At 48.4% G+C, this 21737-nt stretch carries 21 protein-coding genes; 13 read left to right on the forward strand and 8 right to left on the reverse strand.

Translation table 11 applies throughout. The features are described from left to right. Window positions 1-251 precede the first annotated feature (251 nt). Window positions 252-2156 carry a 1-deoxy-D-xylulose-5-phosphate synthase gene (gene dxs, locus L2082_RS11370; protein WP_446011762.1) on the forward strand — a complete coding sequence of 635 codons (1905 nt, stop codon included), beginning with the start codon at window positions 252-254 and terminating at the stop codon, window positions 2154-2156. Window positions 2157-2187: 31 nt separating this feature from the next. On the opposite strand, the gene L2082_RS11375 is transcribed toward dxs, so the two are convergent. Next, window positions 2188-2847 (reverse strand): DUF2959 domain-containing protein, encoded by a 660-nt coding sequence (locus L2082_RS11375; protein WP_446011757.1) that lies wholly within the window; start codon window positions 2845-2847, stop codon window positions 2188-2190. 42 nt (window positions 2848-2889) lie between these two features. Then, complete coding sequence (gene htpX, locus L2082_RS11380; RefSeq protein WP_446010728.1) at window positions 2890-3762, reverse strand: protease HtpX; 873 nt, start codon at window positions 3760-3762, stop codon at window positions 2890-2892. Between the two features lie 333 nt (window positions 3763-4095). On the opposite strand from htpX, the gene L2082_RS11385 reads away from it, so the two are divergent. Together L2082_RS11385 and dmeF are read left to right on the forward strand one after the other, a co-directional pair. Further along, the gene (locus L2082_RS11385; RefSeq protein ID WP_446011758.1) at window positions 4096-5232 is read left to right on the forward strand and encodes an ATP-binding protein; all 1137 of its coding nucleotides are present in this window, start codon (window positions 4096-4098) and stop codon (window positions 5230-5232) included. 132 nt (window positions 5233-5364) lie between these two features. Beyond that, complete coding sequence (dmeF, locus tag L2082_RS11390) at window positions 5365-6306, forward strand: CDF family Co(II)/Ni(II) efflux transporter DmeF (protein WP_446010730.1); 942 nt, start codon at window positions 5365-5367, stop codon at window positions 6304-6306. Window positions 6307-6431: 125 nt separating this feature from the next. Here the strand turns inward: dmeF and L2082_RS11395 are convergent, their stop codons facing one another. Both L2082_RS11395 and L2082_RS11400 read right to left on the reverse strand, forming a co-directional pair. Further along, on the reverse strand, window positions 6432-8483 hold the full coding sequence (locus tag L2082_RS11395; protein ID WP_446011759.1) for an Rne/Rng family ribonuclease: 2052 nt from the start codon (window positions 8481-8483) through the stop codon (window positions 6432-6434). A gap of 89 nt (window positions 8484-8572) precedes the next feature. Then, window positions 8573-9574: a radical SAM protein gene (locus L2082_RS11400; RefSeq protein WP_446009946.1), complete on the reverse strand. Its 1002-nt coding sequence runs from the start codon at window positions 9572-9574 to the stop codon at window positions 8573-8575. 431 nt (window positions 9575-10005) lie between these two features. Here L2082_RS11400 and L2082_RS11405 point away from each other — a divergent pair, with 431 nt between their 5' ends. From L2082_RS11405 to L2082_RS11435, 7 genes are all read left to right on the forward strand, one after another. Next, window positions 10006-12384 (forward strand): LPS-assembly protein LptD, encoded by a 2379-nt coding sequence (locus L2082_RS11405; protein ID WP_446009947.1) that lies wholly within the window; start codon window positions 10006-10008, stop codon window positions 12382-12384. A gap of 8 nt (window positions 12385-12392) precedes the next feature. Continuing rightward, window positions 12393-13373 carry an acetyltransferase gene (locus L2082_RS11410; protein WP_446009948.1) on the forward strand — a complete coding sequence of 327 codons (981 nt, stop codon included), beginning with the start codon at window positions 12393-12395 and terminating at the stop codon, window positions 13371-13373. Window positions 13374-13449: 76 nt separating this feature from the next. Next, window positions 13450-14181 carry a CDP-diacylglycerol--serine O-phosphatidyltransferase gene (pssA, locus tag L2082_RS11415; protein WP_446009949.1) on the forward strand — a complete coding sequence of 244 codons (732 nt, stop codon included), beginning with the start codon at window positions 13450-13452 and terminating at the stop codon, window positions 14179-14181. Window positions 14182-14187: 6 nt separating this feature from the next. After that, window positions 14188-14784 carry a 16S rRNA (guanine(966)-N(2))-methyltransferase RsmD gene (gene rsmD / locus L2082_RS11420; RefSeq protein WP_446009950.1) on the forward strand — a complete coding sequence of 199 codons (597 nt, stop codon included), beginning with the start codon at window positions 14188-14190 and terminating at the stop codon, window positions 14782-14784. Between the two features lie 151 nt (window positions 14785-14935). Beyond that, entirely contained in the window at window positions 14936-15490 is a 555-nt protein-coding gene (gene coaD / locus L2082_RS11425) for a pantetheine-phosphate adenylyltransferase (protein WP_446009951.1), read from the forward strand. A 19-nt stretch (window positions 15491-15509) separates the two neighbouring features. Further along, the gene (locus tag L2082_RS11430) at window positions 15510-15947 is read left to right on the forward strand and encodes a Rieske 2Fe-2S domain-containing protein (RefSeq protein ID WP_446009952.1); all 438 of its coding nucleotides are present in this window, start codon (window positions 15510-15512) and stop codon (window positions 15945-15947) included. Further along, window positions 15947-16837 carry a cytochrome b N-terminal domain-containing protein gene (locus L2082_RS11435; protein ID WP_446011760.1) on the forward strand — a complete coding sequence of 297 codons (891 nt, stop codon included), beginning with the start codon at window positions 15947-15949 and terminating at the stop codon, window positions 16835-16837. Before L2082_RS11430 ends, L2082_RS11435 begins: the two co-directional genes overlap by 1 nt. Before the next feature lie 11 nt (window positions 16838-16848). Here the strand turns inward: L2082_RS11435 and L2082_RS11440 are convergent, their stop codons facing one another. Further along, a complete protein-coding gene (locus tag L2082_RS11440; protein ID WP_446010619.1) occupies window positions 16849-17292 on the reverse strand; it encodes a hemerythrin domain-containing protein in 444 nt (147 codons plus the stop codon). 790 nt (window positions 17293-18082) lie between these two features. Between L2082_RS11440 and L2082_RS11445 the strand changes: the two genes are divergently transcribed. From L2082_RS11445 to L2082_RS11455, 3 genes are all read left to right on the forward strand, one after another. Next, a complete protein-coding gene (locus L2082_RS11445) occupies window positions 18083-19081 on the forward strand; it encodes a DUF2207 domain-containing protein (protein WP_446010620.1) in 999 nt (332 codons plus the stop codon). Then, a complete protein-coding gene (locus L2082_RS11450) occupies window positions 19078-19236 on the forward strand; it encodes a hypothetical protein (protein WP_446010621.1) in 159 nt (52 codons plus the stop codon). Before L2082_RS11445 ends, L2082_RS11450 begins: the two co-directional genes overlap by 4 nt. 297 nt (window positions 19237-19533) lie before the next feature. Further along, window positions 19534-19746, forward strand: coding sequence for an RsmE family RNA methyltransferase (locus L2082_RS11455; protein ID WP_446010622.1), 213 nt, complete (start codon window positions 19534-19536; stop codon window positions 19744-19746). A gap of 99 nt (window positions 19747-19845) precedes the next feature. Here the strand turns inward: L2082_RS11455 and L2082_RS11460 are convergent, their stop codons facing one another. The 3 genes from L2082_RS11460 to L2082_RS11470 all read right to left on the reverse strand — a co-directional run bounded on the left by L2082_RS11460 (window position 19846) and on the right by L2082_RS11470 (window position 21535). After that, window positions 19846-20367 carry a hypothetical protein gene (locus L2082_RS11460; protein WP_446010623.1) on the reverse strand — a complete coding sequence of 174 codons (522 nt, stop codon included), beginning with the start codon at window positions 20365-20367 and terminating at the stop codon, window positions 19846-19848. A gap of 116 nt (window positions 20368-20483) precedes the next feature. After that, a complete protein-coding gene (locus L2082_RS11465) occupies window positions 20484-21278 on the reverse strand; it encodes a hypothetical protein (protein ID WP_446010624.1) in 795 nt (264 codons plus the stop codon). A gap of 20 nt (window positions 21279-21298) precedes the next feature. After that, a complete protein-coding gene (locus L2082_RS11470; RefSeq protein WP_446011761.1) occupies window positions 21299-21535 on the reverse strand; it encodes a hypothetical protein in 237 nt (78 codons plus the stop codon). Window positions 21536-21737 lie beyond the last annotated feature (202 nt).

Consider the following 21737-nt stretch of genomic DNA (forward strand, 5'->3'; position numbering starts at 1 on the left):
TAGGAAGCGCAACGCCTGTCCGTGGAAATATCTCGCTGAGGTTATCACGGCTCGGCGCCAGGGGCTGGATGTGCCTCCTCTGCCTCTTGCTGCGTAAAAAAAATGAGAGGGGTCTGAACGGTTACAATATTGTTCTATTGTCCCGCCTCCAAAAGCAGGCAGGGATAGAAGTTATTTGATATAGGAAGTACATGGCGGAATACTCAAGCAGCAGCCCGGATCAAGGGTTAGCAGAGGCAGAGGACATAATCATGGCCCTTAAGGAAAACCCTGTTCCAGGCAGCAACCTGTTGGACAGCATAGATAGTCCGGATGATCTTCGTGGATTTAATCTCAGGGAACTGGAGCAGCTCGCTGAGGAATTGCGCGAAAAAATTATCAGCACGGTTGCAAAAAACGGAGGTCATCTTGCACCCTGTCTCGGAGTGGTGGAACTCACTCTGGCTCTTCATTATGTCTTTAAAACCCCCAAAGATAAATTGGTCTGGGATGTGGGTCATCAATGCTATGCTCATAAGTTAATCACCGGGCGCCGGGAAAAATTTCATACCCTTCGCCAGTATCAGGGCATCAGCGGTTTTCCAAAGCGTTCTGAGAGTGAGTATGATGTGGTGGAGACCGGTCATAGTTCCACTTCAATTTCCTATAGCTTAGGGCTTGCCGCAGCCAAAGAGCTGCAAGACGATGAGAGTAAGGTTATTGCTGTGATTGGTGATGGTTCCATGACCGCAGGCATGGCCTTTGAGGCCCTGAATCATGCCGGTGACCTGCACAAGGATCTCATCGTTATCCTTAATGATAATGAGATGTCCATCTCGCCCAATGTGGGGGCCATGTCCAGCTTCCTGAGCAGAAAGCTTAACTCCAAGTCCATGCGCAGCCTTAAGGATCATGTGGAAGACGGATTAAAGTCTATGTCCTCGGTGGGTGAGAATATCCTCAGTGTGCTGCGAAAATCCGAGGACAGCCTGAAGGCCTTTTTTACACCAGGAATGTTGTTCGAGGCCCTGAAATTCAAGTATATCGGCCCGATTCCGGGGCATGATCTGGAAGACCTTATTACTACTTTGAGAAATGTGCGGGATACTGACCACCGTGGGCCTGTGCTGGTTCACGTCCTGACCACCAAGGGCAAAGGCTATGGCCCAGCGGAAAAGAACCCTGGAGACTATCATGGCTTAGGACCTTTTACCATTGAAACGGGCAAACCCTTACCCGCCTCTGGATCGATTTCCTATACAGCAACTTTTGGCAAGACCATCTGCTCTCTGGCTGAGCAGGATAAGCGAGTATGCGGTATCACCGCAGCTATGCCTGCTGGCACCGGCTTGACAGAGTTTAGTCAGCGCTTCCCGGATCGTTTTTTTGATGTGGGCATTGCTGAGCAACATGCAGTGACCTTTGCTGCGGGCTTGGCTATGGACGGCCTGCGGCCTGTGGTTACGGTGTATTCCAGTTTCATGCAGCGGGCCTTGGATCAGGTCATCCATGACGTCTGCCTGCCTGACCTGCCTGTCACCTTTGCTCTGGATCGGGCCGGGGTGGTGGGTGATGACGGATCCACCCATCACGGCGTGTTTGATCTTTCTTTTCTCCGTTTTATCCCCAACCTGACCGTAATGGCACCCAAGGATGAAAACGAGTTGCAGCATATGCTCTACACCTCAATAAACAATGATGGCCCTTGTGCTATCCGCTATCCACGAGGAAATGGTGAGGATGTGCTCCTTGACCCGGAGTTCAAACTTCTGCCTATAGGACAGGGGGAGTTACTGCGGGAGGGTAAGGATCTGCTCCTGCTTCCCGTCGGTAATAGGGTATATCCTGCCTTGGAGGCTGCTGAGGGTTTAGCCAAGTTGGGTATTGATGCTGCTGTGATCAATCCGCGTTTTATTAAACCCCTGGATAACGAATTGATCTGTGATTGGGCCAGTACCTGCGGCAGGGTGCTGACTGTGGAAGATAATGTGAAAAAGGGCGGCTTCGGCAGTGCAGTGCTCCAGATGCTGCACGAGATGCACCTGCTCATCCCTGTCCGAACTCTGGGATATGGTAATAAATTTATTGATCAGGCCCCGCAGCAGATCCTATGGAAGGATGCCGGTATTGATGTTGCCGGGATTATCAAAGGCGCTCTGGAGGTGATGAAGCAGTAGGGACACGGCATGCCGTGTCCCCTCCTGCAAATTAACTTTGCCCCATCTGGGCGATAAAGGCGTTGGACTCCTGGATCGCCTTATTCATCCGCTCAATCAGCACATCAATATCCTTTTGCAGCCCAGCAAATTCCCCCTGCAGGGAGCCGATGGCCTGGGCATTCAGGTTATGCTTGAGATACAGGACATTATCTTCAAAGGTTTCCAGGACAGGGGCCATGCTTCGCTCTGCTGCTCGCATGGAGGCCAGCATATTCCGGTAGCGGGATTTGGTTTTCCGTAGCTGTCGTTTGCTCGTCTCACGGTAGGTCTGGTTTTCATATAATTCCAGCTCGTCTTCCCATTCCTCGAACAGATCTTCAGAGACCTTTTCCACCTTGTCAATTCGGGTCGACACCTTCTCGCTTGCCTGCTCGCAATCAAGATATTCCGCATTCAGCTTGTCATAGGCTATTTTCAGATCTGTCTCTTTCAAAGCCACCACCGAGGCGAACTGTTCCAGCGCAGACTTGAATTCCTCCTGGGCTTCTTCCTGTGCATCTCTGGCTCCTTCAACCCGGTCAACCAGGATATCCCGTTTATGGATCCCAACTTTTTCCATGGCCGAGTAATAGGCACTGGAGCAGGAGGTGAGGAGGAGGGCGGCAAAGAGCAGGGGAACAAGAGAAAAGAGGGGCTGTCTTGAGGACATGGTTTTTCTCCGTTTGAGGTTATCTGAATAAGAGGATAGCGGTTACTTCTTTTGCAAAGCAGCGATTCGTTCTTTTAAAGGCGGGTGGCTGCTGAACAGGGCCTTCATGGTGTTGCCGGAAATACCGTGGGCTGCCATCTCCTTGGGCAGCTCACCAGGAGTCATGTTGCCGAGAACCTGGAGGGCCTCAATCATGGGGCGTTTGTCACCCAGCAGGGCGGCGGCCCCGGCATCGGCCCGGTATTCCCGGATGCGGGAGAAATACATCACAATGATGCTTGCCAGGATACCAAAAAGTATTTCAAACACGATGCTGGTGATGAAGTAGCCGATACTAAAGCCGCCAGCGTCCTCATCGTCTCCGCGCAGGAAATTATCCACGGCAAAGGCTGCGACCCGGGAGAGAAAGATGACAAAGGTATTGATCACGCCTTGGATCAGGGTCAGGGTGACCATATCACCGTTGGCCACATGGGAGATTTCGTGGGCCAGAACCGCTTCCACCTGGCGTTTATTCATGCTTTGCATAAGTCCGGTGGAGACCGCAACCAAGGAATTGGAGCGGCTGGGCCCGGTGGCAAAGGCGTTGGGGGCACCCTGATAGATAGCGACCTCTGGCATGCCCAGCCCGGCCTTGGAAGCCAGTCTGGCAACCGTGTCCATAAGCCAGCGTTCCTCCTGATTGCTCGGTTGCTTGATGACTTGGGCTCTGGTGCTCCATTTGGCGAGCTTTTTTGACATCAGCAGGGAAATGAACGAGCCGCCAAAACCGATCAGGGCGGAAAAGGCGAGCAGGAAGGTCATGTTCAGCCCATTACTGGTCAGGAAGCGATCTATGCCCAGAATGCGCGCGCTGATGGACAGCACCGCCAGGACAGCTATGTTGGTCAGCAAAAACAGAAAAATCCGTCTCATCGCAGGTCTCCTTTTTTTCAAAATGTTGTTGTGATTCGTATAAAGAAAGGGCTCTCACTGCCTGGTCAGTTGTGTTGGCAGGGGGGGGGTGAGCCGTTTTTTTAAAGAGTAGTGATTGGGTGGGGAAATGTAAAGGGGAATGATGGGGTTTTTGGCTGCACTCGGTTATCCTTTTTTCGATGTCTCTAAATTGATGTTTGATAGCCAATCTTGCCGGGTACGTGTTTAGTGCGTGGCCCGGTTTTTTCAGATGATTGCTTTATGTTTTGACTTTTTCGGAGCCTATTCCGAAATAGTCTTGACTTTCTCGGAATGGGGGTTATAATGGTCAGCATGAAGCGATACCTTACCCAAACCATCAGAGAGGATCTTGTCCGCAAGATTATTCTTATTACTGGCCCGAGGCAGTCCGGCAAGACCACCCTTTCCAAAATGCTGGTTCAGGATTTTGACTATCTCAATTTTGACAGCTCCGAGCACCGGCTCAGACTGCTGGAACGCATCTGGGACAGAAAAAAACAAGCTGTCATTTTTGATGAACTGCATAAGTTGAGGGATTGGAAGTCGTGGTTGAAAGGAGTATATGACACAGAAGGTATTCCTCCTGCGCTCGTGGTCACTGGCAGTGCTAAACTGGACACTTATAAAAAAGTAGGCGACTCCTTGGCTGGTCGTTTTTTTCAGTTCAGACTACACCCTCTTGATCTTAAAGAACTGACTTCGTTACGACCTGGGGTTTCATCAGAATCTGCCTTAGATCAGCTGCTTGAAATCGGAGGATTCCCAGAACCCTACCTGGAAGGAGAAAAAAGGTTCTACAAGCGTTGGAAACGTTCTCATCTGGATATTATCATCAGGCAGGATCTCATAGAATTGGAAAACATTCAGCAGATCAGTGCCGTTGAGACCTTGATTCAACTGCTGAGGAAGCGAGTGGGCAGCCCGGTTTCCTTCAGCTCGCTGGCCCAGGATCTACAAGTCAGCGACAAGACGGTGAAGAAATGGCTGACCTTACTGGAAAATATGTATATAATATTTCGGGTAACTCCCTATCATTGCAATGTTGCCCGATCCTTACTCAAAACGCCGAAATACTATTTTTACGACACCGGACAGGTTCTCGGAGATAGAGGCATACGTTTGGAAAATGCAACGGCCTGCGCTCTGCTGAAAGAGATTCATTTTCGGGAAGACTGCTTAGGTGAGGAGTTAGGTCTGCATTATTTGCAAACCAAGGACGGCAATGAAATTGATTTTCTTGTGACCAGAGAAACATCACCCTGCCTGATGCTTGAGGTCAAATGGGCAGACAGCCAGCGTAGTAATAATTTTATGCTTTTTGATCGACATCTTGGCAAGATTCCCAAAGTACAGATCGTCAGGAAACTTGATCAGGAAACAACCTATCCAGATGGTACCGAAATTCGGCAAGCTCACACCTGGCTGGAGAAAATGTTTTTACCAGAGTGATAGGAGCCACCTGATACGTTGACAGGAGGCTTGTGGCGCTTCTGCGAGAATGAACTATTTACATTTCAAGCCTGAGTGATTATCTCAATAGAATCTTGTTACATCAGCTGAATCAATTTTTTGAGGTTTGGAATGCATATACATACATTAGAAAAATGGCAACATCATCATAATTTCTCAGTAAATAATGAGAAGGGAGAGAGACGGACGCAATATGTTCTCTTTCTTACTCTGGTAACAATGGTGGTGGAAATCATTGCCGGAACAGCCTATGGCTCCATGGCACTGTTGGCTGACGGCTGGCATATGAGCACCCATGTTGCCGCCTTTCTCATTGCGATTTTTGCCTATCGCTACTCAAGAAAGCATGAAAGCAATCCTGAATATACCTTTGGGACAGGCAAGGTAACCGTACTTGGCGGCTTTGCCAGTGCAGTGGCATTGGCTGTTGTTGCCTTACTCATGGTCATTGAATCTCTTGAAAGGATTATTAACCCGGAAGCTATTCATTTTAATGAGGCTATGATTGTTGCGGGCATTGGTTTATTGGTGAACGTCGTCAGTGCCTTTCTTCTTAAAGACGATCATAATCATCATGAAGATCATCACCACCATGATCATCATCATGACCATAATTTGAAAGCAGCCTATGTCCATGTTCTGGCGGATGCCTTGACCTCCTTACTTGCTCTTGGTGCCTTGCTTGCCGGGAAATTTTTAGGCTGGGGCTGGCTTGATGCAGCAATGGGGATTGTGGGTGCAGTGATTATTGCCCGGTGGTCATACAGCTTGCTTAAACAGGCAGGTCCGATCCTGCTTGATGCCAGTATTGAAGAGGAGTATCAGCAGGAGGTGAGAAAGGTCATTGAGGCAGATGCTGATAACAGGGTTTCTGATATACATATCTGGAAGGTTGGGGTCAATCAGTATGCTGCAATCATTGCCCTGGTAACTCATTATCCACAATCAGCAGAGCATTATAAGGCCCTGTTGGGAAGGTTCCACGAGTTGTCCCATGTGACGATTGAGGTCAATGCCTGTCAGGATGAGCCTTGTATGGCGCAAGTGCATTGAGCCAAAGGACAAAAGACAAAAGACAAAGGGGCAGTGAAGGGCAATCCTTGTGATTGCCCTGAATGATTTCATCCGGTTTGAACAGGGCAGAGACATAGAGGCCTGCTCTACCATTGCTCATTCTCTCAGGAAAGAAAGCGAATATTATTCTCGCTTGGCTTCATTTCTGGACTAGGCAGGATGCTGATGGTTGCCTGGTGCTTATTTTCCAGTTCCATAAGCTCAGTTCGTTTCTTATTCAACAGGTATTGCCCGACCTCCAGAGGCAGACAGGCCTCTACCCGATTGATCTTTTTGCGGGCCACACCGGTCTGGATCCGACGGAGATAGTACAGGGCCAGGGTTTCCACAGAGCGGACCAGCCCACGTCCATCACAATGATCGCAACGGTGATAGCTGCCTTTCTCGATGGGAGCCCCCATTTTTTGGCGGGAGATCTGCATCAGGCCGAAGCGGGAGATCCGACTGATATCAACCTTGGCCTTATCCCGTTTCATGGCATTTTTAACCTGTCTTTCCAATTCCTTGATATTATTCTTGCTCCGCATATCAATGAAGTCCACTACGATCAGGCCACCCAGATCCCGCAATCGTAGCTGGCGGGCCAGTTCCTCTGCTGCTTCCATATTGGCGAGAAAGATAGATTTTTCAAAGTTACCTTTTTGCGAGGTCCGACCAGAGTTGACATCAATGGCGACCAGTGCCTCTGTAGGATTAATAACAATGGAACCGCCCGAAGGCAGCTGCACCTGGGGTTGATAAATAGATTCAATCTGTTCTTCAATATTATTCTGATTAAAGATTGGTTTAACCCCGCGATGGAGCCTGACCTGCACCTTTTTCTGACGGGCAGGGAGCATGTCAATAAAGTTGCTCACCTGATTATAGGATTCCTCAGTATCAACAACGATCTCCTGAATATCCTGGGTAAAATGATCCCGAAGGAAACGAAGCACCGTGTCCTGATCCTCATAGATTAAGGCCGGAGCCGGAGAGGTTTGACCTCGTTTTTTGATTTCCGTCCACAGGCCTGTAAGGTAACGAAGATCCTGCTGCAGGGCGGTCTTGGTGATTTCCGCACTGGCTGTGCGGACGATATAACCCACTCCCTCGGGGATATTGAAGCCAGACATAATTTCCCGTAACCGGCTTCGTCGCTGCTCACCAGAAATTTTGCGGGATATGCCAGCGCTGTCACTCCCTGGCATGAGTACAAGACAACGTCCAGGCAAAGAAAGATAGGTGGTCATATTGGCGCCTTTATTGCCAGTGACCTCTTTCACTACCTGGACCAGGACTTCCTGACCGCGTTTGACCACATCTTCGATCTTGAGTTTTTTCCACTGTTGCTGATTGATCAGGGTTCGGGTTTGCTCGCTGATATCTTCCCGATAGTATTCCGGGTGGATATCGTTAAAGGGCAGAAAACCATTACGGCCTGTACCAATTTCCACAAAGGCAGACTGGAGGTTGGCTTCAATAGAAACGATGCGGCCCTTATAGATATTATTTTTGGTATGCTCCCGGACCACGGTGTTGACATGAAAGGATTCCAGGCGTCCGTCTTCCACATGGGCAATCCTGCATTCTTCAGGTTCTTCTGCATTGATGAGCAGGCGGACTTTTTTGTTTTTTTGCTGCTTAGTCTCTTTTTCCTGACCTTCGGTTTTTGCTTCCCGTTCAGGCGTGGCTTTCTGTTTGTTCTTGTTTTTACTATCCTTCTTATCTTTCCTGGGCTGGGTTTGCTCAGAAGAGGTTTCTTTGCTCTTCTTTGTTTCCTGCTCTTTTTTCTCTTCTTCCTGAACCTGTTGAGAATGTTGTTTGGCAGGTGTTGGTTTTCGGTCTTGTCTCTTGGGGCTGCGTAAAGGCTTTTTCACCTCTTTCGGACTCTCAGCTGCGGCCTTTTGCGCTGGCTGTTTTAACTGTTCTGGGGAAACATCTTGTTTTTCTGATGTGTTATTCTCTGTTGCTCCCGAAAGCGCTTTGGATGTTTGACCCTGCTTTTTACTGACCGGGGGGTTAGTTTTTTTTTCTCCGTTCCGTTTTGTCTGCTCGGTTTGTTGGGTTTGCGCAGCCTTTTTGGGCTTGGCACTTTTCCACCAGGCACCGGTGCAGACAGTGCGGACTTTTATTGTTTGCTGTTGTTCTTTGGTAGTGTTTTCTGTTTCATTGGTCATAGTACAATGTTCCTGCGTTGTGAAATAAACAATATAAGCTCCTGCCGTTGCAGTACAGCATTGGGACGGAAGTGGGGAGTGCGTCTGGGTTATTGATAATAGACGCTGTCTCCATGTACTCTCTTTTGTATGCAACCGTCCTGTGCAAGGGCGTCAAGCAGGAGCTCAACCTTTTCCGCACCTCCAAGATGAAAGGTGCGGTTGATATCAGCAGCCGTACAAGGCCGCCGTTTTAACATCTCGACAAGCTCAACCGTGAAGGCCTTTTTATCAGCTGCACGGTCAAGATTGAAAAAAAACTTTTTCGGCTCTTCTGCTTCGTCTTCCTGGCTTGCCTGAAAAGCGAGCAGGTCAACCGGGCAGAAAGGGTTGTCCTCCTGGAATTGCCGGGCAATTGCTGCCATGCTCTTTTGATTGATCGGGCGAGCAAAGGATTCCAGAGGGGGGCGGGCAACAGTGTTCAGCTGGATGCGATCAATACGCATCTGTTGAACAGTCTGACGTAGTGCGTTAATCTCTTCGGCAGTGTCGTTGATGCCCTGGGCAAAGAGTATTTCCAACCAGATTGTTCCCTTATATGAATGGGAAAAGCTGATCAGTCCTTTAATAACGTTATCAAGCTCAATGCAGGTTGCTGGCCGATCAATTTTTCTGAATCCTTGTGGCAAGGCCGAGTCCAGTGAAGGAATCACCACGTCAGCCTGGGACATTTCCTGGCAAACCTGAGGCGAGGTCAGGGTTGTTCCGTTAGTCAGCACGGCAATGGGTTTTGCAGCAGTTTTTTTCAAATGTGCGACAATTTCCCCGAAATCTGCATGCAGGGTGGGTTCGCCACTGGCTGTTACAGTGATAACATCCAGCTCTGCCACCCGGTTCTGGTCCTGGCAATAGCTGTCTATTTCTTTTATAATGTCTTTTGTCGGGGCATACTCTGCCCGTTCACAGGTCAGAAGAACTGTGGGACCGACTTCGCAATAGATACAATTGAGGGTGCAGATTTTATCCTGAAAAAGATCAACTCCGAGGGAGCGTCCAAGTCGCCGGGAGTTTACCGGGCCAAAGATATGGTTCATAGAAAAAAATGAGCGCATTTGATAATCGCCAAATATCACATTAATGAAATACACTATACTACCGGAAGTACGGAAAAGACAAGAACGGATTGTGAAGTCCAGATACTATCTCATATTCCGTATAATATAACCGTTTGTCATAAAACAATTTATTGTTTTTAGCAAGGCTAATTTATTTGTTTTTTTGCGCAGAAGCCTGAGCAGCTTTTCAGCGTTCCCTGCCTTTTCTGCCTCCTTTTTCCTTGACACAAGCAGGTGGGAAGCGTAAATTCGTGTAGATGACAGTCTTGAATTTTCATAATTATTTCTTCCTCTTTTGAGACAATTTACAGGAGTGTAACGAGGTGCATTGCCGAACCCCTTTTTTTTCCTTTATAACGGTTGCTTGTTTTCTGGGCGTATCGTGCCTGTTTAAGCCCACAAATGTCCATGCAGAGGCCGTCAGGGCAATGCAGTGGGAAATCACTGCTGATAAACTGACGCGATTTGAAGATCCTGCCAGCATCATAGCAGAGGGCAATGTTGTTCTCCAGAAAATGGAAATTACACCCTTGGCTACCCAGCAAAAGAACAATGCAAAAGACTGGAGTGATCTGCTGGGGGAAGATGCAACCCCCTCAGAAGAAAACATAACTGATAGTACTCTGGCACAGGAAGACGGAGAGGCTGCCCTGCTTGCCCCGAAAGAGGCTCCTGCTTTGGCGGAAGCAGATCCAGATCCAGAAGCAGATCCAGAAGCAGGTCTGGAAGCAGCTGTAGAGGATGATGCAGCGGAAGAGGATGAGGTGTTCACTTCAGCTGTGATCACGACCATCAAGGCAGATTGGCTTGTCTATGATATGGATCTGGGAACGGTGAAGTTGCGTGGTAATGTGTTGATTGATATTGGCCCGGATAAACTAAGGGCCAGGAATGGGACAGTTCACCTGACCAGGGAAACAGCCTCGTTTACTGATGCGACCATTATACGTCAGTATAGGGACATGCATGTGGAAGGCCGGGTTATAAAGAAGACCGGTGAATTGACATACCATATTGAAGACGGTTGGTTAGTGACCTGTAAGATGAAGGAGGGGGAAGTTCCACCCTGGAGTCTCAATGCCAAAGATACCAAAATTACCGATGGCGGTTATGCCTTTTTAAAGCACGCCACCTTTCGGATTAAAGATGTGCCTGTTTTATACTCGCCGTACATGATATTGCCTGCCAAGCGAAATCGCCAAACCGGTTTTCTCTTCCCCTCAGTCGCTCTTTCTGATCGGAGTGGGTTCAGTCTGGAATGGCCGCTTTTTATTAATCTTTCGCCGAGCAGTGATATCACCCTGTATCCTCATTATCTTGCTGACCGAGGCTTCATGGCAGGAATAGAGGGCCGTTACATGCTGGATCAGCAGTCAAAGGGAACCATGATGATGAATTTCCTCAACGATGATCTCAGTGATATGGATAATCCAGATAATGCTGACTATTACGCTGATACGGGCTATACCCATACCAATCAGAACCGTTACTGGATCCGGGGGAAGGCAGATCAGCTAATCGGCGCATGGATAACCCGACTTGATCTTGATCTTGTCTCTGACCAGGACTATCTCGACGAATTTACCAATGGCTTTACCGGCTATGCTGTGAGTGAAAGGCGGCTCACTGAACAGTTTGGTCGTGGCTTGCAGGACAGAAATATCTATGAACGGGAAAATAAGCTGACCACTCTTCGTTCCTGGGGGAACGGAACCTCGCTGGAAGCAACCCTTAAAGGTATTGATGATCTTACTGAGAGCGGTGACTCCACAGCACTGTGGAAATTTCCTGAGGTAAAATATAGTGGCTTGGTTTCCTTGTACGATACAGAGGTGGATTTTTCCTGGGATACTGATTATGTGTATTATAAACGTGACTCAGGTGTGCAAGCTCAGCGTATTGACCTGTATCCTCGTTTGAAAACAGCTCTGCCCATGATTAGTGAGTATCTGGAAATCACGGTTGGAGCTGGTATAAGGGATACCATGTATCTGATTGATGATAATGGGGTAAAGGCATGGGAAGATACAGATTCGGAAAATCGTTTTCTTGCTGATGTAAACGGAGAAATCGCTACAACCTTGCGCCGGGATTTTGCTCTGGGGGGTCAGGAGATGGCAACATGGAGCCATACCTTACGCCCCTTTGTTCGCTATACCTATGTAACAGATCCAGACCTGGATAAGCTACTTCCCCGGTTTGATGCCGTGGACAGCGCCGGGGATCAAAATATAATTACCTATGGCGTGAATAATTTCTTTGCTGGTTCAGAGGGCGGAGATGACGAGGAGTTTGAACGGGATTACGGGTATATTAAACTGCAACAGAGCTATGACCTTCGCGATACGGTCTCAGAAGAGCCTTTTTCTGATGTGCAGCTTCGTATGTCCTGGACGCCGTGGCAGAATTTTAATTTCAAGTACGACACTGATCTTGATATTTATGATGATGAATTTTCGCGGCATAATGTGGAAAGTTATTATCGCAACAGCCGGGGCGATATATTTTCCTTTGATTATCTCTTTCAGGCTGGTGCCACGGATAAGATTGAGGATACCAGCTCCATCAGGTTGCTTACCCGGGTAAACCTGCTCTATAATTTTGCAGCTGGCTATTCTCTGGAGCAATCTGTTGAAGATTCTGTGACTATTGCTGAAAAGATCAGTTTGAGCTATAATCCCTCCTGTTGGTCCGTGGAGTTGGTGGCTGATGTGACACCAGATAATGAGCAGATCATGGTGCTGTTTAAGCTGGCTAATATCGGCACTCCCTTTGGGGTTGATCTTATGGGAAGCAGTGGAGACTGAGGATTTCTATGCAATATTTTGATGTTTTTAATGGTGATGCCGATGGAATTTGTGCTCTTCAGCAACTGCGCCTTGCGGAACCGCGTCCAGAGGCCCGCTTACTCAGTGGAGTAAAACGGGATATTGGCCTGCTTGCCCAGGTGGTTGAGGAAAGCGATACGAGTTTTACAGTCCTTGATATCTCGCTGGATAAGAACAGGGACAGTCTGCATAAAATTTTGACTGCTGGCCGTGCTAATACGGTGTTTTATGCTGACCATCACTATGCTGGAGATCTCCCGGATTCAGAAGGCCTTATAGCCCATATTGATCCCCAGCCTCTGACCTGTACCTCATTGATTATTAACCAACTCCTTGAGGGAAAACACGCTTTGTGGGCCATTGTTGGTGCTTTTGGTGATAATCTTGATGAATCAGCTGAACAGCTGGCCCATCAGCAAGGCATTGAAGGGGAAGCCCTTGCCCAGCTCAAGGAAACAGGGATTCTGCTGAATTACAACGGCTATGGAGCAAGCCTGGAAGACCTCTTCTTTGATCCTGTGGATCTTTTTCACCAGGTTCACCCGTATGCGAATCCCTTGGATTTTTATGCGGATGCCGAAGCCTTGCAAGTCTTAAAAAATGGCTATCAGAGCGATATGGAACAGGCCCTGTCCTTTGATCCTCTGCATCAGGATAGTACCGGTCGTGTTTATCAGCTGCCTGCTCAGGCCTGGTCACGCCGGGTAGCAGGGGTCTATTCCAATACCCTGGCCCGGCAAAAGCCGGAACTTGCCCATGCCCTGTTAACGGAAAATACTGATCAGTCCTTGCGAATCAGTGTTCGTGCGCCCCTGAATAACCGTAACGGGGCCGATGTTCTTTGTCGTCAGTTCCCCAGCGGTGGCGGTCGGGCAGCGGCAGCAGGCATAAATGCCCTGCCTGCAGACCAGCTTGATGATTTTATCCGGGCCTTTAGTGAGCAATTTTGTTCGTCCAACGCATCTTGATCTGTGCTTATAATCACTCGCTTTTTTATGGAATGGCTGTGAGTGAACTCGCAGAGCAGCTTAAGGAGAACTAGATATGGAACGACCACGATCCAATCGATTTAACGCTCTGCCCAGCATGCTGACCTGTACCAGTTTGTTTAGTGGCTTTTACTCCATGGTTGCGTCGATTAATGGAGATTTTTTTCCTGCTGCTGTGGCTATCCTGGTTGCAGGAGTTTTTGATGGGTTAGATGGACGGGTTGCCCGTTTAACAGATTCTACCTCCCGCTTTGGCATGCAGCTGGATTCACTTTGTGATATGGTGTCCTTTGGGGTTGCTCCGGCTTTGTTGGCCTATCTTTGGGCTTTAATTCCCTATGGCCGTTATGGCTGGCTGGCTGCTTTTCTCTATGTTGCCACCACAGCGTTGCGCCTGGCCCGTTTTAACTCCATGGCTGAAGATCCGGATAATGACAATCATGACTTTGTGGGCTTACCCTGTCCGGCAGCTGCCGGGGCCATTGCAACTATGGTTATGTTTTTTCACTACTTAGGTGCTACTGAGACGGTAAAACATTTTTCCATCCTCTTGTTGGTCTACCTGCTCTCCTATTTGATGATTTCAAGCCATCGTTATCTAAGCTTTAAAAAGATCAAAATTACCAAAGAGAAACGTTTTCAGTCGGTTGTTGGGATGATTTTGGTGTTAACCTTATTGGCCACAGAGCCTCCTGTGACCCTGTTTGTCACAGCCTTGCTTTACGCCCTTTCTGGTTTATTTTTGGAATTGTATACCTTTGTTCGCAGAAAAAAAGGCTGCCCTTAGAATATTATGCGGATTACTGGCGGTTCAGCCAGAGGGCGACACCTGATCAGGCCCAAAGCAGGCTGGCATTGTATCCGGCCCACTGGCGACAGGGTGCGTGAGGCCCTGTTTAATATCCTTGCTGATGAGCTTGCAGGCAGTACGGTCCTTGATCTCTATGCTGGTACCGGATCCCTTGGTCTTGAAGCCTTGAGCCGGGGTGCCGGGACAGCAGTGTTTGTTGATCAATCCCGCCAGGCCCTTGAACTCATTCATGGTAATCTGAAAAATTGTTTTCCCTCTGCACAAGCCTCCCTTCAGCAGATCAATCTTTCCCGGCCAGACAGTATCAAGCGTTTGCACAAGAAAATGCCTGCTCAGCTGCTCTTTGATATTATCTTTCTTGACCCCCCTTATGCAAAAAAGCTGGCAGAAAAGACCCTGGCAATGCTGGGAAGAGAATCCTTGCTGCAAGAAAATGGTTTAGTCGTTGCAGAAGAACGGGCAAGTGAAGAACTTGCAGAGCAGTATGGTACACTGACTTTGGTGAACCAGCGGAGTTACGGAGAGACCGGTCTTTGGCTTTATCGAAATATTGAAATGGATAATAGCCCACCGTTTTAACGGTGGGCGGCGAGGGTGGAAAATTTACGTTTTTCTGATGTTGAGTGGACTGCCCCCCAACTCATAGATACGCATAGATACGTCCATAACGTATTTATTTTTTATTGTCTCTTCCCAAGGGGAGGGATGGATCTTATAAGAAGTATTTTTTATGCCTGATTCTGTTATTCCTGACTACCTTAGCCCTGACTTTAGCCCTGATGCGGCTTGTTCGCCAGGGAGTCCTACCGGCATTGCTGTCTACCCTGGGACCTTTGATCCCATAACCAATGGTCATGTTGATATTGTGAAGCGCTCATTACGCATGTTTGATCATGTGATTGTGGCGTTGGCTATCAATGCGGGTAAAAAACCGTTGTTTACCCTGGAAGAACGGGTTGCCCTGGTTGAAAAATGTTTTGCTGCAAACAGGAATGTGACGGTTGACACCACAGACGGCCTGATTGTGGATTATGCTGTCCAGCAAAAGGCATGTGCTATTGTCCGTGGCCTGCGGGCGGTCTCTGATTTTGATTACGAGTTTCAGCTGGCCCTGATGAACCGGAAGCTGGAACGCAGGGTGCAGACGGTCTTTCTCATGACAGGCTTTCGCTGGATATATATCAGCTCCTCTATTATAAAGGATGCAGCCCGGCATGGCGGGGATGTCAGCGGGATGGTCCCGGCTCATGTGCTGGCAGCCCTGAAAGAAAAGTTTATACATTAAGGGGCAGGATACGGCAGGTATGGCGGACAGGAAGAGCGATACATCGGATGAACGGCGGAGTTTTCTGCGGAATATGCTGAACTGGATCGGCACCTTTATCGGAGTTGGCCTGATTTACCCCTTGTTTCGTTTTGCTGGTTTTGCGGTCAAACCCAAGCCACGCCATATCAAGGTGGCTGCCCCTTTGCCGGTGAGTGGCTTCCATGCAGAGCGGGATTTTATCCTCTTTGCCCAGGGAGAGCAGGCCTGGGCGGTTTCCAGGACCTGTACCCATCTGGGGTGCCGGGTTAATTTTTTGGAAGACCAGCAGCTTATTGAATGCCCCTGTCATCAGAGCCGTTTTACGGAACAAGGCAAGCGGCTGCGAGGGCCTGCTGAGCGGGATCTGCCGATGTATGAGGTGGCTGTGCAAAAAGATGCTGGCGGGGCTGTCACCGGTTATGTGGTGACGATCTGATGAGTGTCCCAGGTCAGCAGGAGAAGCTGGGTTTGCCAGCACGGTTGCAACAGGGCGTGGTTACTGTTCGCTGGGGTGGTCATGCCCTGATCAGTCTGTATATCTCGGTGCTCTCCGGTCTGATTGTTGGGCTTCAGTATAATGCGGCAGAGCCTTTTTATTCCACAGCCACCATTGAGCTGGTCGTGCCCTTTGGTTCCTTTTGGCGGTCTTTGCATTATTCTTCCAGTCAGGCCTTCATGTTCTTTTTGTTGGTCCATCTGGCTGTCATTCTTTGGCAAGATGGTTCATCGCCTGCTCATCGCTTTCCCCGGGCAGCCTGGTTACGGCTCAGTGCTTCAGTGCCGATTGCATTGACCTTGCTTTTTACCGGCTATATTCTTCGGGGTGATGCGACTGGTGAGGCAGCTGGTGCCATTGCTGAGAATATCACCCTTTCTCTTCCTGTTTTAGGCGATTTTTTCAATAAGCTCCTTTTTGATAGCAATAGAGCTGGGGTGCAAAAGATCTATCTCAATCATTTGATCGGGCTGATGGTCGTGGGGGGCGTTTGTGTTTGGCCCCATTTGCGCCGTTATACAGCTTCCTGGCGCGATCATCTTGCCGTAGTTTTTGTCCTTTTCCTGCTTGCACCGGTTCTCAGGACTCCCTTAGAGCGGGATCATTTTGGTTTACTCCATATTGATGGACCGTGGTTTTTTATCGGGCTTCAGGAGTTGCTGCGGTATCTTCCGGTCTTTTGGGCGGGGATTTTTATTCCGGCTACCTTTGTTGGGGCGTTGTTGTTCCTGCCAAGGGAAGGGAGGGCCCGTCGGCTCACCTTGTGGTTCATGGGGATCTGGTTGCTTGTTTACACTGTGCTGACTGTTATTGGGTTTCAGAGAGGATAACATGCAATCAATCAGGTTGTTTTTTTTGAATGAGCTGCAAAAAGATGCGCATCCTCCTTACGTGCATGAACCAGGATCATTTCGAGAAACTCCCTGCTTGAAAGCATAATATCTGTAACCTTTTGTTCTGTTGGCAGGGCTTCGTAGGACGCAATCTGTTCCATAATCTCTTCGAGTTTTTTTAAGATTTTTCCATGCTCATCCAGGAGTATCTGCACTATCATTTTTTCCCGTTCATTACCGTGCTTGAGGATCAACGGAAAGACTTCCTCTTCTTCAAAGCGGAAATGGTCCACTATGTATTCCTCTGAAAATTCCCGGATCCGAGTGAGGTAGTTTTCAACCTCATCAGCATCTATCCCGTCCACAAATTTTTTAAAGAAGGTCACTTCTTCAGAGATCATACCGTGCTCAAGGTATGTCTTGGTGAACTTGTCCGTTTGTACATCTTTCATGGGTATTTATTGCTTGTAGAGATAATGGAGGTTTTATTATCTCGTTGAAGAATCGTTTATTATATCGTATGCGCTGACAGGATCTATCTTTTTCCTTGTACAAGATAGTTTATCACAGGGGATGGATCGGCTCAATTTATTCCGCAACGGTTTTTTCGTCCCCAAACTCTGCTTGGGGACAGACATCGTGAAGCTGCGCTTTATACAGGAAGCAAAGCTTCAGGAATAAGGGTTCTTAAGCCGGAGCTTGGGAACCAGAAAACCAGGGGAATAGTCGTATCTGGCCAAAGTTACCTGGTATATGCAATATAAGTTTTTCTATATTGCACTCTCCTCTTCCATGGGAAGGGAGGGGCGACCGGAGGAGCACGGCATACCGTTGCCCATACAACCTGTTTCAATCCACGCCCCCGCCCTCCCGGTTTGCTTGCTCACGAATCCCCGCAATCGTAACATATAACTGCATGCATTTGGTCGGAACGAAAATAAGATAGTTAGGCTTGCAGCCAAAATCTTCCGATAAATAAAGCCTCTTCATTATTACTGAACGGAAAAAACTCTTGTGAAAAACTTATTACAGTGTTTCAGTAGGTTGATAATAAAACCCATAGGAATCTAGTATGAAGTTTTATATTGATCAGATATGTCTACTTATCCGAATCGTTGGCCTCTATAATACCCCTTGATGGATCCAACAGACGAGAACAATTAATCAATACCATGTCCTCAACGTGAAGATCTGGGCTTGAGTGAACCTTCAATTCATATCAATCATACGGAGGTAAATCCATTGAAGTACCTGCAGCACCATTTCATACCCACCTTGCTGTTCCTCACGCTCCTCCTGACTGCTAACCCAGCGGCGGCGTCCCCCTTTTACTGGGAATTCATCAACGTAGACATTGATGTCCAGCAGAACGGGGATATGCTGGTGACCGAGACCCAGAAATACGTGTTCACTGCGCCGCATACCAATGAGCGGTATCGCTATATTCCGTTGGACAAGGTGGACGGCATTGATCAGATCAAAGTCTTTGAGACCGAAAAGAAGCTGGCGGCTCAGACGAATGTCAAGAACGGCCAACGGTGGATTAGATGGCGACTGGCGGCTCAGACGAATGTCAAAAACGGGCAGCGGTGGATTAAATGGCGGCATGATCTGAACCCTCCGGAGAGCCATACCTTTGTGCTGAAATATCGGATCAAAGGCGGTATCCAGGTTCACGGGAAAGAAGATTGGGTGTACCTCAAAGCCATCTTTAAAGACCGATCTGCACCGATTCAGAACGGCAAGGTTACTGTGCGCCTGCCGGACTCGCTGACCGGAAAGATCACCAGCTTTAAAAACTTCGGCGTACCTGCCGAGGCCCGACAAATTGACGAACGCACGGTTGAGTTCATCTCGCATGGTGCAATGCCTCCGGGCAAGGAACTGGAGGTGCGGGTTGCTGTCCCGAACGGGGTGCTTGCGTTTTCAAGGAGAGCTACGGAGGATTGGCGGCAGCAGAAAAAAAAGGAGCAGGCTGGTAATTCCCAAAAATCAATCTGGAGTGGGATTTTCCTTTTTATGAAGGTAGCAGGACTTATGGCATTATTCGTCTTTGTTTTTCCGGTGCTTATCGGCATGATATGTAGCTTGATACTTGGTGAAAAAATAGGTGGTGGCAGCGGCAGCGGCAGCGGCGGCGGCCCAGGCAGTGCCCCAGGTGGTGGCGGTGGTGGCGGTGGCGGTGGCGGTGGCGGCGGCGGTGGTGGTGGCGGTGGCGGTGGTGGTGGCGGTGGCGGGTGATCATTACGAAGACTATCATTACCGAGGTTGATTATGGAGATGTACAATCCTCCGCATCCGGGAGAGAGTATCCGGGAATTAATGTATCGCCTGCTGCGGACAAGATAGCAAAAAAAGACAAGGGCAAGAATGATCCGGCACTGGAGCGGTGCTAAATGGCTTTTCTCTGCTCCTGAACCGTTTTTACCTGCTACAGTATGACATTCTCCTGCTACAGTGTCATTTTCTCCTGCTCCCCTGTCATTTTTTCCTGCTGCATTGTCACTTTTGACCGGTGCAGAACCGTTTTCCCCTGCTGCGGGATGGGTTTTACCCGTTACAATGCCCTATTCTCCCGTTACAGAGTTTTATCCTCCTCTTACAGGGGCTGTTTTCCCTGTTCCTATGCAGATTTATGCTCCGGTTGCTCTGGAGAAGCTCCCTTTCCCTGAGAAGGGACATAAAATTATCCTTTGGAAAAGGAGGCTGGGGCGTTTTTTCCCGCCTTTGACTTGGGTGATGGTCAGCCAGTACTGCTCTTGATAGGGCCGGAAGGCGGCTTTCATCCTGATGAGGTTGCTTATGCGGAGGAAGTTGGATTTACCATGGTTTCGCTGGGGCTGCGTATCCTGCGGGCAGAGACTGCTGCCTTGGTTGCGGTGGTTTTGGCTCAGAGCAGGCAGTGAGATTAGCATGAACTACCCTGTGAAGAGGTCTGGAGAGAGACAAAGGGAAAAAATGGCTATATTCTCCTCACTAACCTGCGATGAGCCGGAAAAAGTCGGTTATCCTTCCTCAGCAGGGTCCTTGATCTCAAGGTCCAGGGAGTCGATAGTCAGCGAACCACCTGTTTCTCCATGATCAACATCACGCTCGACCAGGAGAAAGAAAGTAACATGATATGCAGCTCCTGCCCGGAGTTCACCCTCTATGATCTCATTAAAAGAATACGAGTTTTCCTGTTCCGGCCCATCATCGTTCGCTTCCTTGAGATCGACCAGAGTGGTCTCACCGGCTGCCTGGACAAGCAGAACCGCCCGTGCCGGACCGTCCACACTGACAAAACCGCTGATTCCCTGAGTGATACGCAGGTTCCGGTCATTATGGACAACCGGAATCGAGAGAGATACCGTGCGAGGAATCACAAAAACCCCTGGATCGTCCCATAAATGGACCACCAGCTTGTTGAATATGAGCGTTGCCGCGAGTTCGTCTTCACTGAAATCATAGGTAAGACCAATGTCCTCAAGGTGAACCACTTCTCCTGTAAACCTTGGTTCGTTCTTATTAGTTGCTTGCGTTTTCATTGGGATTCCTCCATTTTGTTGAATAACTTTTCCTTGTGCAATGCGACCCTCCTGCGAGGTTGTTCGTTTCGCAGGAGGCTTTCGCAGAATACGCCCTGTGATACTGCCCGCTATCGTTACGGTTTGAGCCGATGATTCGAGGTGTTGCCAATCCTGTTGAGGATACGGAAATCAACATTTCCTTCCAGGCCTAACTCCCTTCGTGAAAAGGATATTCGTACCGGCTCGAAGTTCCCCTTGCAATCATCCGGTTTAATTCTGTACACAGTGACCTGATACGGAGGTAGCCCAGTGTACCCCTTATCGACATAAACATGAAAACTGTCCTCTTCTGTGCAACCTCCTGTGGCTACAGTGATGATCAGTTTCTCGTCTGTTAGTTCGATGCCGTGCAGGACTTCTTCAACCGGAATCGGCGCGACTGGTCTGCTTTTAGGCGGGCCGTCAACTACACTAATCTCTGCGGGCGGGGCTTGCATAAGATGCTCAACTACTGATGGGTCTACTCTGTGTGACATCTTCTCGGCTGATCTGATAGTTGCTCTTTCCTCCACAGCGGCACGGAAAGAGATATCACCGCCAGCAATTGATGTGGCAAGGTTGAGGAGATCATCAAGAGCTGTGACAAGGCGCGTAAGCGAATCAAAAGTTTCAGCTATTTTATTAATATCATCAATAGTTGAGAGCAGTTCTTCATTAATTGATTTTAATCTACTTGTCACAGCTTCGTACTTGGCTGTTCCTTCTTCAAAGACTTTCTTGGCAATCCGTAATCGTTTTTTGAGAATGTAGTCGAAAAGCTCATCTAGTCTGTCTTTCAAAGGATCATCAAGAGGTATACTTCCACGCAGAATGCTTAATTGGCGTAAGACATCATTAAGAGATGTTTTCAAATCATCTATTGTAATCATAGGTTAGTCCTCCTCGCATTTTATTTTACTTGTTGAAGCTGCTGCACCACCTTACCAACCCGCTTCGCTCGTACAGCAAATATCTCCATCTGCTCTGCAAGATTTTTCAAATCATCTTGACTTCTTGGTGACTTTGCATACACGACTAACGCTTTATGAGCTTGCCCCATTGCATCCAACCCGTCACTCGGGTTGCCTTTTGGTAACTCCTCCCAGACATCAAAGGCCGACTTAATTTCCTGACCACGCTTTCTCAATATATCAAGAGAAGATTTTCTGTTGAGTTCAGAGTGATACCCATCAATATAACTGGCTGCACTATCCCATACAACTAGCCCAACTTTGTGAGAATCATTATCGAAACAATCCTAACTACCTGATTATTCGTTGGGCGTAAAAATATTTTTCGTTTATTATCAAGTAATTATATTTTTCAAGGCTTTTGCGGTGCCAAGAAAT

The sequence above is a fragment of the Candidatus Electrothrix sp. genome, from assembly GCF_052785085.1.

Bases quoted from the DNA above. Each gene is read 5' to 3' on its own strand.
- dxs (WP_446011762.1), top strand. From the start codon at position 252: ATGGCCCTTAAGGAAAACCCTGTTCCAGGCAGCAACCTGTTGGACAGC.
- L2082_RS11375 (WP_446011757.1), bottom strand. From the start codon at position 2,847: ATGTCCTCAAGACAGCCCCTCTTTTCTCTTGTTCCCCTGCTCTTTGCC.
- htpX (WP_446010728.1), bottom strand. From the start codon at position 3,762: ATGAGACGGATTTTTCTGTTTTTGCTGACCAACATAGCTGTCCTGGCG.
- L2082_RS11385 (WP_446011758.1), top strand. From the start codon at position 4,096: ATGAAGCGATACCTTACCCAAACCATCAGAGAGGATCTTGTCCGCAAG.
- dmeF (WP_446010730.1), top strand. From the start codon at position 5,365: ATGCATATACATACATTAGAAAAATGGCAACATCATCATAATTTCTCA.
- L2082_RS11395 (WP_446011759.1), bottom strand. From the start codon at position 8,483: ATGACCAATGAAACAGAAAACACTACCAAAGAACAACAGCAAACAATA.
- L2082_RS11400 (WP_446009946.1), bottom strand. From the start codon at position 9,574: ATGCGCTCATTTTTTTCTATGAACCATATCTTTGGCCCGGTAAACTCC.
- L2082_RS11405 (WP_446009947.1), top strand. From the start codon at position 10,006: ATGCAGTGGGAAATCACTGCTGATAAACTGACGCGATTTGAAGATCCT.
- L2082_RS11410 (WP_446009948.1), top strand. From the start codon at position 12,393: ATGCAATATTTTGATGTTTTTAATGGTGATGCCGATGGAATTTGTGCT.
- pssA (WP_446009949.1), top strand. From the start codon at position 13,450: ATGGAACGACCACGATCCAATCGATTTAACGCTCTGCCCAGCATGCTG.
- rsmD (WP_446009950.1), top strand. From the start codon at position 14,188: ATGCGGATTACTGGCGGTTCAGCCAGAGGGCGACACCTGATCAGGCCC.
- coaD (WP_446009951.1), top strand. From the start codon at position 14,936: ATGCCTGATTCTGTTATTCCTGACTACCTTAGCCCTGACTTTAGCCCT.
- L2082_RS11430 (WP_446009952.1), top strand. From the start codon at position 15,510: ATGGCGGACAGGAAGAGCGATACATCGGATGAACGGCGGAGTTTTCTG.
- L2082_RS11435 (WP_446011760.1), top strand. From the start codon at position 15,947: ATGAGTGTCCCAGGTCAGCAGGAGAAGCTGGGTTTGCCAGCACGGTTG.
- L2082_RS11440 (WP_446010619.1), bottom strand. From the start codon at position 17,292: ATGAAAGATGTACAAACGGACAAGTTCACCAAGACATACCTTGAGCAC.
- L2082_RS11460 (WP_446010623.1), bottom strand. From the start codon at position 20,367: ATGAAAACGCAAGCAACTAATAAGAACGAACCAAGGTTTACAGGAGAA.
- L2082_RS11465 (WP_446010624.1), bottom strand. From the start codon at position 21,278: ATGATTACAATAGATGATTTGAAAACATCTCTTAATGATGTCTTACGC.